Consider the following 14,764-nt stretch of genomic DNA (forward strand, 5'->3'; position numbering starts at 1 on the left):
TAACTTGAGAGCTGAAATATTGTCTAAGTAAAATTTCTTTTCATTTTGTTTATGTAGATTTTTATGTTAAAAAATGTGCCTTATCACAGACTTGTTAATTGTGTCGAAACTGCTGGTCTCTTATCTACGCCAAAGTGGCTATTAAAATAATGAGACCAACTAAACTAGTAATAACCAAGACCTCTAGTACTACTAATTTCCTAGAGTGAACATTTTGTTCGCTTGACTTTTTTCTCATGCTGCAAGTTGTATAATTGTACTTTATACAAATAATAAAATTGAAGCAAAATCTTGCAATAATGATGTTGAGGCACATTTTTGCAACAAATGTCACATTTGATGCATCATAATTTTCATTTCAGCCACACTAAAAAATCAGATAGTTAAAAAAATTAAATACAATTCTTACTCTTTAAATAAAATATTATACCATGTTTATCATTTAAGTATAAAAAAACTCGACATAAAGCCGAGTTTATAGATAATTATATCAATAGTAATTGCTTTCTTATTCTTTTCCTTCGACCTCTTTTAATTCTTGTGTTGGTAGAATATTGAAATACTCCTTATAACATTTCGAGAAATAAGATGGAGAAGAGAATCCTGTTTGATATCCAACGTCACTTATATTACTATTCCCTGCCAGTATCAATTTCTTTGCTTGTTCTAAACGAATTCGTTTAATAAATACTGTAGCCGTTAAACCCGTAAGTGCTTTAATTTTTCGGTATAACTGACTCCTACTTAAATTCAATTGACCAGCCAAATGCTCAACATTTAAATTAGGATCTGAAATATGTTGATACACATAATCCGTAATTGTCTTTAAAAACTCTTGATCTACATTTGTAGTCGTTGGACTTTCGAACCCTTCCTCTTGATATTTACCAATGAATCGGTCGAATATTACTTGTCTTGATTTCAGAAGTTGTTTTATAGTCACATGCAGTAATTCTAAATCAAATGGTTTTTGTATATAAGCATCTGCCCCTAAATCAATTCCTTTTATTTTATCTTCTTGATCATTTTTTGCTGTCAAAAGGATAAGAGGAATATGACTAATCTTTAAATTCGTCTTTACTTTTTCACATAAAGTGAAACCATCCATATTAGGCATCATCACATCAGATATAATAATATCGATGTTCTTTTCTTCGAGGAGTTCCAAAGCATTTACTCCATCAGATGCTTCATGTATTTGATAATGTTCGTGTAGTGCCTCTCTTAGATAAGAACGCAGTTCATAATTGTCCTCTACCAGTAAAATAGATTGTTTTTTTGAAGCGGATGAAGTAGTTGCAATAACCGATTTATGATCGCTTACAGGAAGTACATATTTCTTTCTATTCAAAGAATTCCTATCAAATATTTGATTTTCATCTAGGTGATCTTTACCCATTGGGAAATCTAAATGGAAAGTTGTGCCCACACCAACAGTACTTTCCACTGAAATCTTTCCTTTGTGCAGCTCCACAAACTGTTTCACTACTTCCAATCCAACTCCTGTCCCCCCATAATAAGCATCCTGATGTGCATCTACCTGATAAAAACGATCGAATACCTTTTCTAGGTTCACTTTAGAAATTCCAGGACCAGTATCGCTTACCGAAATTCTCAAATAGGTATCAGAAAGTAACAAATTGATATTGATTTCGCCATTTTGATCCATCAATTTGAAGGCATTAGAGAACAGATTAAAGATGATCTTTTCGATCATACTTTCATCCAAGTAAATCTGAATCTCATTTGTAAAGTCTTTCTTGATGGAAATTTCGATATTTCTGCTTTCTGCTTCTTCTTCAAAAAATAAGATGGACTCTTCAATCACTTCTTCCGGATTTAATAATTGTGCTTTAAGGCTCATATTCTTAGAATTCAACTTTCTAAAGTCCATCAACTCATCTATCAAATTCTTTAATCGAAGTGCATTTCTATAGATTGAGACATTCTTTTCCCTTAATTGCTGAGTAGAAAACTGCCCAGATATCATATCAGTAATTGGATTTAGAATCAACGTTAAAGGAGTTCTAAATTCGTGAGAAATATTCGTAAAAAATCGAAGCTTAGCTTTAGTAAGTTCTTCCTCTTGCAATCTGCGTTCCCTTTCTCCTTTGGCTTCTTCCAAAATTCTCACTCTAGCCTTCATAATTCTATTCAAGAAATAAAGTCCAAGCAAGAAGAGTAAAACATAAACTACAATAGCCAAGTTCGATTGGTACCAATAAGGTAAAACTTTGATCTTTATCGTCTTTTCTTTTGTCCAAACCCCATTATTGTCCATTCCTTTTAAATGGAAAACATATTCTCCTCTTGGTAGAGAAGTATAAGTCACATTCCTTACCGCACCAACATAATTCCACGATTTTTCGGGTCCCTCTAAATAATAAGCAAAATCAATTTTGTCTGAATATGGAAAATCGATACCGGTAAAATCTATGGAGAAGATATTTTCATCCTGTGAAAGCACTACTTCTTCCCCGTCTGTTATCTTCCTTTGAATCTCCTCAACATCATTCTGAAATTTTGTTTGGTGAATGTTGATTGTATTGAAGAAAATCTCCGCTTCGCATTTTTGAGGTTTGATAATAGAGGCATCAATATAATTCAATCCCTTGATAGAACCGGCAAACAATGTATTCGAATTAGGGTCGAAAGCTATGGAGTTATAATTAAAGTTTTCTGATACTAAACCGTCCTTTTGCGTAAAATAACGAACACTATCGTTCCATTTTTGAATTACAGCAATACCATTTTTACTGCTTAACCAAATATTTCCATTTAGGTCTTCTGTGATTCCACAAATCACCTTTCGGTTGACTTTATTATTACCATAATAGGAGATCAATTGCTTGGTTTCTAAATTATACTTATACAAACCTGCTCCATCTGTCCCTATCCACAAATGTCTATCCTGACTTATAAACAAAGATAAAATGTTGTCTCCCCCCAATTGTTGAGATAAAACTGCCTTTACTTTAAACTGTTTATCCTGAGTTTCTATATAGAATAAACCTTCTGTTGTACCCACCCAAACATTATCTTTTCCATCCACCAATACATTTCGAACATCTTTGGTCGATAAGCTTGTCTTGACAAAATCACCATAATTGGGATAATAAATTCTTTGATCTTTGGTATTGAAGTAACAAATCCCTCGATCAAAAGTCGCAATCCAAATACGTCCATAACTGTCTTCATCAAAATAAATCACACGATCAGAAGATAAATTAGAATTATCCTTAGTATAGTTTACAAAAGATGTTTTCCCTTTAGGCAAATAATAGATCCCATTTCCCCAAGTAGCTACCCAAGTTTGTCCTTTACTATCTTTAAATACAGATTGAACTGCATCACTTCCCAAACCTTTAATCAACTGATTATTTTGGGTATTAATAGCTGAATATTGATCTAATTTTTGATCATATTTTGTCATTCCTCCACCGTCTTGTCCTAACCATAATAAGCCATTATTATCAGAGACTATACTATTTACTGATGAAGTGGCCAAAGAATTTTTATTGTATGGATTATGTGTAAGGGAGCTAAATTTATAGAATTCAGGATCATATAATCCAACACCAAACTCATAATACCCTATAAGGATCTTATTTTTATCTACAGCATACAACGACCAAACGGAATTAGAAGAAAGCGAATTCCAATCTTTTGCATTACTCTCAAAATGAAGATATTTATTATTGTCTTCTACATCGAAAACAAATACACCATCATTTTCTGTCGCAACAAAAATACCTGATTCACTATCACAAAAATCCATTATTCTAGTAGTAGTCACAGGAAAAGCTTCTACTTTTTCCGAAGATATTTGATAAGTATAAATTCCAGATTCTACCGTTCCTATCCAAAGAGTACCGTTTTGAGACATATACACTTTCTGAATACTTATATTCTGGTGAAGATCTTTATGTTTTACCTTAGTAAAGGTTTTCCTTAGATAATTAAAAATGAATAATCCTTGGTTAGTGGCTAAGTAATAGTTTTTATAATCCCTTGTGGCTAAAGAGTTGATCTTAAAATAGTCCTCTAGTTTTAATTTCATCGGATAAAAATCAATGGAATTATCCTTGTTCTTTATATAAATACCTTTGGTGTTTGTGGCCAAAATGATGGATTCATCTTTGGTTTCCTCCATTTCGAAAGTAACTACATCTTCAGTATTGCTTAATCTAATGGAAATGAATTTGTCTTTTTGAGTATCAAAATAGCTAATACCTTTATTCGTGCCTATCCATAGTTTTTGATCATTATCAATGAATGAACATCGAATAAAATTGTCGTTGATTTTAGAAGAATCGGTTACAGAATAATTAAACAGTTCATAGTTTAAGCCATCATATTTATAGATACCATTTCCAAAAGTACCTACCCATAAAAATCCTTGCTGATCCTTATTTATATCCGTAATTGGTCGCCCATCAGCACTCAAGTTCAATTTTATGAATTGATCTTGCTGACCATAAACTGTAATAGTTGTGAAAAATGTAATTAGTAGTAGTAAATAATAATTCATATACAGACGGTGAAGTGATAGTTATTATTTAAGTTTAAAAAGTGATCACGATTTCATCATATATAATAATACAGAGAATAAACTCATTTGTAAAATTTTATCATCAATTTGACTTGATAAAGATCGTGACCACCGCTTATTTAATATAAAAATTGTCCCTAATAAAGAATAAAATTACCCTTTAGGGTTTGATTTTGCCAATTCTAAAACGGCATGATATGCCTCTTTTGGCTGATTATTTCTATCAAATAACAAAGGATGATCTGTACGACCTTCGATAGGCCAATTGTTTCTCCAAGTATGTGCATCGTTCACTCCCCAGAAAGTTACTCGACTAATTTTGTCTTGGTGCTTGATTAAAACCTTGAATAAATCGACATAATTTTGAGCCAATTTCACTTGCATACTATCCGGAAGATTTTCTGGATATGGATCAAATTCTGGAGACTTGGCATATTTTTGAGAAATCTCAGCAGAAATTTCTTCTGTTGGAAAAGGTAAAACAGATATATCTAATTCTGTCAACATTACTTTCACTCCAAGATCTGCAAAATCGGTAATGCTTTTCTCAAATTCTGGAATTTTTACGTAATCTACTCCATAATGTGCTTGCATTCCTATACCATCTACACGGATACCTTTATCTAAAAGTCGTTTTACCAATCTTACAGCTTCGGCACGACGATGTGGTAGAATCATAGAATAATCGTTGTAGTATAATTCTGCATTTGGATCTGCTTCATGAGCAAACTGAAAGGCCAAATCGATAAAGTCTTCTCCTATAATGTTATACCATTTACTTTTTCGTAAACCCTCTTTATCATCTATAGCTTCGTTGACTACATCCCAAGCATCTACTCTTCCTTTATAGCGACCAACCACAGTATAAATGTGGTCTTTCATACGTTCTATCAATTCTTCTCTTGTACATTCTTTTCCTTCCGCATTAATAAAGAACCAATCGGGAACTTGCGAATGCCAAACCAAGGTATGGCCTACAATAAACATATTGTGCTTTTCCCCATACTCGACAAATTGATCAGCCTCGGTAAAATTATACACTCCTTCTGAAGGATGAATTTCTTCTGGCTTCATACAGTTTTCTGCTACAATAGAATTGTATTGCTTTTCTACTAATGAAGAAGAAGCCGCTCTTAGACCATTGGTGTGATCTACATGTAAAGCAGTACCCAATAGGAATTTACCATCAAATGCCTCTTTAAGAGTTGATGTTTTAGAAGATGTTTCTGATGATTGATTTTGACAGCTTAATAACCCTAATAATACTGTTAATAACAGCACATGACTTAATGTTTTCATCTTGATGAAAATTAAAAATTTAAACAGTAGTCAATTTGGTTATCCTAGCTTTTTAGTTTCGACACTACTAGTTAATCATTTATTTTCTGAAAAAAAAATGTGATCCTTATTAATTCTTGGACAGTATTTACCTATAAACACACTAATTGATATTTCATCTACAATAGAAAGGCGTAGATTTACGCCTTCTATTAAGACACTTTTTTTCTACCTAAAGGAAAACGATGTACCTCCCCTCCGGCGTTCTTAATCTCCTTCATCAATTCTTTATCTTCTCCAAAGAAGAATCTGCCTTGAAAGTTTTTCATTAACCAAAAAGTAGCTTGTCTATTCACAAATACATAAGGACATCCTAAATGAATACTACGTCTATGTTTATCATTCATATCAATGCAAAACAATGTATAAACTACTAATGATTTTGGTAATAATTTTCCAGAAAGTACTAAATCCTCTATTTCTTCTTCTGTCTTATTGGTGTAATCGTAAAATAATGTACCTCGTGCATCTAACATACTTACATAAGCAAGGTATGGTCTTCTCTTTTTTGGATTTAAAGCCTTAAAAGATTGCATCTGAATTAACATTAACTTTTGAATCTTTTGTGGATTCTTAATAACAAGCGGTTCTATTTTAGCGAAGACGCCATTATCCACCTCCGGATTAAAATAATCCGTTTCTTTTGTAAAAAGTAAAGCCTGTTCTTCAGTCATTTGGTCTATTCTGTCCATCTCGTGATTAATGATTCGTCTTGATATTTTCATAATAATCGTATTTTAAAAGTTGTAGTTTGGCAAAAGGAAAAAGTTATGAAAATTTATGGGTTGAGATTGCTAGTGGTGATGTAGTGTCTAATATACACTAATCATTGATATTAAACAATCATTTTATGTTATTTTCAATTATTAACCAATAATAAGTGTTTTAATATTTGAGCGAAAATTAAAATCAGAGAGAAATTACGATTTCTAAAATCACCTTTTTAAAAATTTTAAATCTTAAAAAATGGAGTTAAAATGTTAAAATAAGCGTCATAAATACTATTTTAAATTTATTCTAAATAATCATTTAAGTACAAAAAAAGCGACTTTAAATTGGTAAACCAGTTTTTATGATAATCTTACCTATTGACATCAAAAAACGTAATTATAAGATAATATTTGCAATTATTTAATAATAAATACAACTTCAAATCCTACAATGACTCTCTCTTATTATTGACCTTCATCATCTTTTCTATTGATCATCATCATGTTCATTCATTTCTAATCTCAATACATTGGGAGTGTAAAGAGTACAATTAATATAATTTTAGCTTATAACACGAAGCACATATTAGTAACTATTGGTCCAAAAAACTATTATGTTAGAAAGCTAACTTTATTAATTAGAGAAGAGGAATAACTTCTTGTAGTGAAATGGAGTGAGATAAATGAAAAGTATTTCGACGAAATACTTGACAATAACCAAGTTAACAAACAATTACTACAAGATTATATATATAGAAAATGCAAAATCGCGATGCAGGGTTTCACTGAAATCTGTCATCTTTTTTTGTACGGAATTAGATAACACACTTATTTAAAAAGCAGCATTAATAAAAATGAGCAACAACACAACTAACGCTAAGTATCCTGGCGTACGTGTCGCGATGGATGGAAACACCGCGGCTATTATGTGCGAAAGAGAATCATCGGATGCAGCGGGGGCCTACCCAATCACGCCATCTACTCAGATGGGTGAATATTGGGCGGAAGAAGCAGCCAAAGGGCACTTAAACATTTCGGACAAACCTTTAATTTTCATTGAGCCAGAGGGTGAACATGCAGCAGCAGCTGTAACGGCTGGTTTATCTATGACAGGACAGAGAGCAGCAAACTTCTCGTCTGGTCAGGGTATTGCTTACATGCACGAATCTTTATATGCAGCGGTAGGTAAAAGACTTACTTATGTATTAAATATTGGTGCTAGAGCCATGACTAAATCTACCCTTAATGTGCATGCGGGTCACGATGACTACCATGCCATTGATGACACAGGTTTTTTCCAATTATTCGCCAAAAAGGCACAACACGTAGCCGACTTGAACATCATTTCCCACAAAATTGCCGAGATGGCTTTAACTCCGGGTGTGATTGCGCAAGACGGTTTCCTTACTACTCACCTTATTGAGTCGCTCAACCTTCCTGAGCGTGATTTAATCAAAGAATTCTTGGGTCGTCCAGACGACATTATCCCAACGCCTACTCCAGCTCAAAAAATTATCTATGGAGAGACTCGTAGACGTATTCCAGAAATTTGGGATGTGGATAATCCGTTAATGGCGGGTATTGTGCAAAACCAAGATGCGTATATGCAATCGGTGGCTGCACAAAGACCTTTCTTCTTTGATCACATTAAAGAAATTACAGATCAAGCATTTAAAGATTTCGCCGCTTTAACTGGTCGTGAGTACAAGAGAGTCATGACGTACAAAGTGGAGGATGCCGATTACCTTATCTTAGGACAAGGTAGTGTGGTTTCTAGTGCGGAAGCTGTAGTGGATTACATCAGAGAAACGAGAGGAATCAAAGTAGGTGTAGTCGATTTAGTGATGTTCCGTCCTTTCCCTGCCGATTTGCTTGCACAAGTATTGAAAGGCAAGAAAGGGGTCACTATTCTAGAACGTTTAGATCAACCATTAGCTGAAGATGCTCCGATTATGAGAGAGGTGCGCTCAGTGTTATCGAAATGTTTGGAGAATGGAACTCAAAAGAAAAATCTTCCTTATCCAGAATTAAGCAGCTATCAACCAAAAGATATGCCTGCCTTGTATTCTGGTTCGTTTGGTATGGGATCAAGAGACCTTCAACCGGAAGGAATTATTGGTGCTATCGAAAACATGATGGAAGATGGGGCTCAGAAAAAGTTATTCTACTTATCGATTGATTTCGTAAGAGAAAAAGCATTCAACCCTAAGCAAAGACAATATCAAGAAACGATTGAGGAGTCTTATCCAAACATTAAGAATCTTTCGGTTCGTGGTTCTGAGAATCCTAACCTGATGCCTAAAGAGGCTGTAACTGTACGTTTCCACTCTATTGGTGGTTGGGGTGCAATTACTACAGGTAAGAACTTGGCCATGACATTGTTCGATCTTCTTGGATACGATATCAAAGCCAATCCGAAATATGGCTCTGAGAAAAAAGGTCAGCCAACTACTTATTATTTAGCAGCTGCACCAGAACCAATTCGTATTAACTGCGAGTATTACTTCGTAGATGTGGTATTGTCACCAGACCCTAACGTATTCAAGCACACGAATGCAATTGCAGGTCTAAAAGAAGGTGGTTGTTTCATTATTCAAAGTGATAAAGCAACTCAAGAAGAAGTTTGGGCAGACATCCCTCGTCAATATCAAAAAATAATTATCGAGAAGAATATTCATGTATTCTACATCGATGGATTTAAGATTGCGAGAGAAGAAGCAACTGATCCAGAACTTCAGTTAAGAATGCAAGGTATTGCCTTCCAAGGTGCCTTCTTCTCATCTTCTCCATTAATGGAAAAAACAGGTCTAGATGCAGATAAATTATTAGATGCCATCCAAGATCAATTACAATATAAATTTGGTGGTAAAGGTCAAAGAGTTGTTGATGATAACATGAGAGTGGTGAAACGTGGCTTCGATGAAGTACATGAAATCACTTGCAAGGAAATCACAGAACAACAACTTGTTGAGCAAGTACACAAAGATATTCCAACCCCAACTCTTCTAAAAAAGTCTCCAGTAAGCGAATCAAAATTATCTGATGTACACCGCTTCTGGGAGCAAACAGGTCATTTCTATCAAAGAGGTATGGGGAACGACAACATCACCGATCCATTTATTGGTCTGAGTGTGATGCCAGCAGCTTCCTCTCTATTTAGAGATATGACAGGTATTCGTTTCGAACATCCGGAATGGATTCCAAACAATTGTACTGCCTGCGGTAATTGTTATACCGTTTGTCCTGATACGGCTTTACCTGGTTTAGTTTCCGACCTTAACGATGTGATGGAAACGGTGGTAAAACATGTGAGAAAGAAAAAAGGTAAAGTAGAACATCTACCTAAAGTGATCCGTCAGATGACCGGTAAAATCCGTGAGCGTTTTGACAGTGTGAAAGGTGATGTTACGGTGAATGATCAAATACACGCTATCCTAGATGAAGCTATTTTTGATGCATCTACACCAGCTGCTCAAGTGCAAGAATTGGAGTGGTTCAAAAACGAGCTAGGTGATTTCCAATTCGCATTAACACGTCCATATTATCAATTAAACGAGAAAAAAGAGAAAGGTAGTGGTGGTCTATTCAGCATCACATTAAACCCTCAAACTTGTAAAGGTTGTATGGAATGTATCAAGGTTTGTGAGGATGATGCCTTAAAAGCTGTGATACAAACAGACGGTTCGGTAGCCAAACTTCGCGATGAGTGGAGCCTTTGGGAAGATCTACCAACCACTCCTGCTAAATACAATAGAATTGATGATTTAGAGGAGAAAATCGGACCACTAGAAACGCTTCTATTAAATAAAGATGCGTACTCTGTGATGGCCTCAGGCGATGGTGCTTGTTTAGGTTGTTCAGAGAAATCTGTAGTCCATTTATTCACTGCTACGGTAGAGTCTTTGATGATGCCGAGAGTGAAGAAACATGTCGCTTACATTGGGGAGTTGATCGGTAAATTAGAGAAGCATATCCAATTGAAGTTGATGGAAACTGTCAACTTAAACGATGCCGATCTAATGGCAGATATCGTGACAGAGATGTCGGATACTGACTTAACGATGTCGAGTATTACGAGCAGAATTGAATCTGCAAAAGGTACTGCTCCAATCGACCAAGAGTGGTTCAGAAATGTGACGCAATTGATGGCACAACTGAAGCAATTGAAATGGAAATACGAACAAGGTACCACAGGTAGAGGTCGTTCGAGTATGGGTATGACCAACGCGACTGGATGTACTTCGGTTTGGGGATCTACTTATCCTTACAACCCGTATCCATTCCCTTGGGCTAACCACTTATTCCAAGATTCAACATCATTGGCTATGGGTATCTTCGAAGGTCACATGGCAAAAATGGCAGATGGTTTCAAAGCCGTTAGAAAAGCTGAATTGGAATTGGCTGGCGAATACGATGCTGATAAACATGATGATTTCTTCACTTACTTCAATTGGGAACAATTCAGTGATGATGAATGGCATTTATGTCCTCCAGTTGTGGCACTTGGTGGTGATGGTTCGATGTACGACATCGGTTTCCAAAACCTATCGAGAATGATGGCATCAGGTAAGCCAATCAAAGTAGTCGTTGTAGATACACAAGTATACTCTAACACTGGTGGTCAAGCTTGTACATCTGGCTTTATCGGACAAGTATCTGATATGGCGCAGTATGGTAAAGTATGGAAAGGTAAGCCAGAACCTCGTAAAGAGATTGGTTTAATTGCCATGGCACATAGAAATACGTATGTATTGCAATCTACTTTAGCCAATACGTCTCAGATGTTAGAAGGCTTTATCGATGGTCTAATGACGAAGCGTCCTGCCCTATTCAATATCTATACTACTTGTCAGCCAGAACATGGTGTGGCAGATGATTTAGGTGCACATCAAGCGAAGTTAGCGATCGAGTCACGTACGTATCCGATCTTTAAATACAATCCTGATTTAGGTACTACTGCTGCCGAAAACTTCGACTTATCGGGTAACCCTGATATGGATTTGATCTGGCCGAAATATACCTTAAAGTATAAAGACAATGGCAAAGACAAAACAATGGAAGTAGATATGACTTTCGCTGATTTTGCCATCACAGAGGCTAGATTTAGAAAGCACTTTAGAATGGCTCCAAGAGATACTTGGAACGAGAATATGGTGCCTTTAGCTGAGTTTATCGAAATGCCAAAAGAAGATCGTGAAGGTTTATTCCCATTCGTTTGGGCAGTCGATAAGAAAGAGCAATTGACAAGAGTAATGGTCGCTGAGCCAATTGTTGATTCTGCTATAGAGCGTAAGGAATTCTGGATCATGCTGAAAGATTTAGCTGGTAAGCAAGAAGTTCAAGAGGTAGACGAATCACAAATTCGTCAGGAAATCGTTGGAAAACTTGCTCAGGGCTTAATGAAATTAGCTACCGGAGAAGCAGGCGATATTGCAGACGTTGTATTACCTCAGGGTGAAGCATCACCTGAGCCAGCAGATAATGCAGCAGCAGACAATGGTAACTATATGGCACCTTGGATTGAGTCGGAAGAATGTAGCGGTTGCGATGAGTGTATCAAAATCAATAACAAGATGTTTGAATACAACGATCAGAAACAAGCGATCATTAAAAACGCTCAAGCAGGACCGTATGCCGATCTAGTAAAAGCAGGTGAGAAATGTTCTCAAGGAGTGATTCACCCAGGTTTCCCTAAAGACATGTCTGAGAAGGAAATCGAAAAATGGATCAAAAGAGGGGAAAGATTGAACTAGAAAGGAACGACCCATGAAGTTATTTAATTTTTATAAAAATACGTTCAAACATGGGATTCATCCACCGGAGCACAAAGACGACACGAAAGATTTACCGATAAAACAGTTTTCTTTCGCTCCGGTGTTTATCCTACCAATGGAACAGCACATTGGTGGTCCATCTGAATTATTAGTGAACGAGGGACAAGAAGTAGACCGTGGGCAACTGATTGCCAAAGCCAACGGTTATATGTCTGTCCCGGTTCACGCCCCAGTTTCTGGAGTAATTCGTAAGATCACAAAAGTGCCTACCGTCAGCGGGAAGATGGTGACTGGTGTATATTTGGAGGCTTTCCCTTACTCTGGACAAGAGGTAAGGGAGGGCATTCCTCTTGATCCAGAAGATGCGTCGAAAGAGCAAATCTTGAATGCCATCCAACAAGCGGGTATTGTAGGTTTAGGTGGTGCGGCGTTTCCCACCCACGTAAAGCTGAAAGTTCCAGAGGATAAACAATGTGATGTTCTCCTCCTCAACGGAGTTGAATGTGAGCCTTATTTAACTACTGACCATAGAGTGATGCTCGAACAATCTGATGATGTGTTTATGGGCATTCGTTATCTTTTAAAAGCAACGGGTGCGAAAAAATGTATTATCGGTATTGAGGCAAATAAACAAAATGCAGCAGATCATTTGGAAAAAAATATTCCAGAAGGTCTTCCTGTTGAAGTAAGAGTTGTACCCGTAAAGTATCCGCAAGGAGCCGAAAAGATGTTGATTACAAGTGTTCTCGATATCGAAGTTCCTTCAGGAGGCTTACCTATTGATGTTGGAGTTGTGGTGGTGAATGTCGCGACTTCGGCGGAAATAGGACGATTACTTCCTCACGGTCAGGGTATCCAAGAAAGAGTTGTTACGATTACCGGTCCAGGTGTGAAGAAAAAAGGAAACTATCTGATTCCCATTGGAACACCTATCCGATATGTACTCGAAGAAGTCGGTATTTCAGATCAAATTTCTGAGGTCTATTTAGGTGGACCTATGATGGGTGTGGCCATTTCCAACCTTGATATCCCAGTGGTAAAAGGGACATCTGGAATTGTGGTATACACTAAAGATGAAGTGCCTGATGTTCAACGAGAATTTCCTTGTATTAAATGCGGAAGCTGTGTCGATGCCTGCCCTATTAGTTTAAATCCATCAAAAATGGGTTTACTATCAAGAGTAAAAGCATACGATGAAATGGCTGAAACCTGTAACCTAATGGACTGTTTTGAGTGCGGTAGTTGTTCTTATGTCTGCCCATCAAATATTCCTTTAGTACAGCGATTCCGCATAGCAAAATCAATTGTTAGAAAACGAAAAGCGAAAGCACATGCGTAATCAAACATTAAATATTAGCACATCACCACACCTTAAAAAAGGGGTAACAACGGATGTGATTATGAAAAATGTGGTCTATGCATTAATTCCTGCTACCGCATTTTCGATCTATGTTTTTGGTCTTAGTGCTTTGTTAACCATTGGCATGTCGGTAACCTCATGTTTACTGACAGAACATTTCTTATGCAAATGGTCGGACAAAGCTTCCACGATAAATGATTATTCTGCTGTAATCACTGGTGTATTACTTGGGTTAACACTCCCTCCTATTTTTCCGTTATGGATGACCTTTATGGGAGGTGTAATTGCCATTGGTTTAGGTAAATATCTATTTGGCGGATTAGGTTACAATGTTTTCAATCCTGCACTTGTCGGGCGTGCGGTTTTACAAGCAGCCTTTCCGGTAGCGATTACCACATGGTATCCTGCTTTAATGTCAGATCGATTTACATCAGTAGCTTCTTCATTATACACACTTCCGTTTATGCAACCATTATTTGATGGACAATCGGGAGCCACTCCTCTATCTGCGTTTAAGTTTGATCATATATCGGCTGAAACCACAGATTTAGTGTTTGGATTTGTGAGTGGATCAACAGGCGAAACCTGTACAATAGCCATCGTACTAGGAGGCTTATATTTGATATACAGAGGGATGATGAATTGGAAAATTCCGGTTTCCATTATTGCCGCTGCCTTCCTCTTCTCAGGAATGCTGTACTTATATAATCCTGAATTTTATCCTACGCCTTGGTTTATTGTTTTCTCTGGTGGATTAATGCTTGGTGCCTTCTTTATGGCAACAGATATGGTCGGTTCTCCGATTACCAATCTGGGTGTTATTATCTACGGAAGTTTCATTGGTATTCTGGTTGTGATCATCAGAATATGGGGTGGACTACCTGAAGGCGTAATGTATGCTATCCTTTTAGGTAATGCATTAGCACCACAATTAGATCGAGTGATTCAACCTCGAGTTTATGGAACATCAAAACTTTCGAAATCATGAATCTACCGAATCAATCCATACCACAAGAAAATTCAGCCAATA

Annotated in this window: 6 protein-coding genes; 3 read left to right on the forward strand and 3 right to left on the reverse strand. The window is 36.5% G+C overall.

All coding sequences use genetic code 11. The features are described 5' to 3' along the window. Positions 1-508 precede the first annotated feature (508 nt). From MY04_RS24600 to MY04_RS24610, 3 genes are all read right to left on the reverse strand, one after another. Positions 509-4,531, reverse strand: a complete 4,023-nt coding sequence (locus MY04_RS24600) for a hybrid sensor histidine kinase/response regulator transcription factor (RefSeq protein WP_066215260.1) — start codon at positions 4,529-4,531, stop codon at positions 509-511. 174 nt (positions 4,532-4,705) lie between these two features. Further along, positions 4,706-5,851, reverse strand: coding sequence for an endo-1,4-beta-xylanase (locus MY04_RS24605; protein ID WP_066215261.1), 1,146 nt, complete (start codon positions 5,849-5,851; stop codon positions 4,706-4,708). A gap of 191 nt (positions 5,852-6,042) precedes the next feature. Beyond that, the gene (locus MY04_RS24610) at positions 6,043-6,615 is read right to left on the reverse strand and encodes a hypothetical protein (RefSeq protein WP_158297899.1); all 573 of its coding nucleotides are present in this window, start codon (positions 6,613-6,615) and stop codon (positions 6,043-6,045) included. Positions 6,616-7,454: 839 nt separating this feature from the next. Between MY04_RS24610 and MY04_RS24615 the strand changes: the two genes are divergently transcribed. From MY04_RS24615 to MY04_RS24625, 3 genes are read left to right on the forward strand one after another with little or no spacing between them, the layout of a single operon-like run. Further along, on the forward strand, positions 7,455-12,353 hold the full coding sequence (locus MY04_RS24615) for a 2-oxoacid:acceptor oxidoreductase family protein (RefSeq protein ID WP_066215264.1): 4,899 nt from the start codon (positions 7,455-7,457) through the stop codon (positions 12,351-12,353). 13 nt (positions 12,354-12,366) lie between these two features. Next, the gene (gene rsxC, locus MY04_RS24620; RefSeq protein ID WP_066215266.1) at positions 12,367-13,713 is read left to right on the forward strand and encodes an electron transport complex subunit RsxC; all 1,347 of its coding nucleotides are present in this window, start codon (positions 12,367-12,369) and stop codon (positions 13,711-13,713) included. Next, on the forward strand, positions 13,706-14,722 hold the full coding sequence (locus tag MY04_RS24625; RefSeq protein ID WP_066215268.1) for an RnfABCDGE type electron transport complex subunit D: 1,017 nt from the start codon (positions 13,706-13,708) through the stop codon (positions 14,720-14,722). Before rsxC ends, MY04_RS24625 begins: the two co-directional genes overlap by 8 nt. The last annotated feature ends 42 nt before the right edge of the window (positions 14,723-14,764 follow it).

The sequence above is a fragment of the Flammeovirga sp. MY04 genome (genome assembly GCF_001682195.2).
Classification (GTDB): domain Bacteria; phylum Bacteroidota; class Bacteroidia; order Cytophagales; family Flammeovirgaceae; genus Flammeovirga; species Flammeovirga yaeyamensis.

What these genes read in the sequence shown, in the direction of transcription:
- MY04_RS24600 (WP_066215260.1), bottom strand. Translation starts at nt 4,531, where the DNA reads ATGAATTATTATTTACTACTACTAATTACATTTTTCACAACTATTACA.
- MY04_RS24605 (WP_066215261.1), bottom strand. Translation starts at nt 5,851, where the DNA reads ATGAAAACATTAAGTCATGTGCTGTTATTAACAGTATTATTAGGGTTA.
- MY04_RS24610 (WP_158297899.1), bottom strand. Translation starts at nt 6,615, where the DNA reads ATGAAAATATCAAGACGAATCATTAATCACGAGATGGACAGAATAGAC.
- MY04_RS24615 (WP_066215264.1), top strand. Translation starts at nt 7,455, where the DNA reads ATGAGCAACAACACAACTAACGCTAAGTATCCTGGCGTACGTGTCGCG.
- rsxC (WP_066215266.1), top strand. Translation starts at nt 12,367, where the DNA reads ATGAAGTTATTTAATTTTTATAAAAATACGTTCAAACATGGGATTCAT.
- MY04_RS24625 (WP_066215268.1), top strand. Translation starts at nt 13,706, where the DNA reads ATGCGTAATCAAACATTAAATATTAGCACATCACCACACCTTAAAAAA.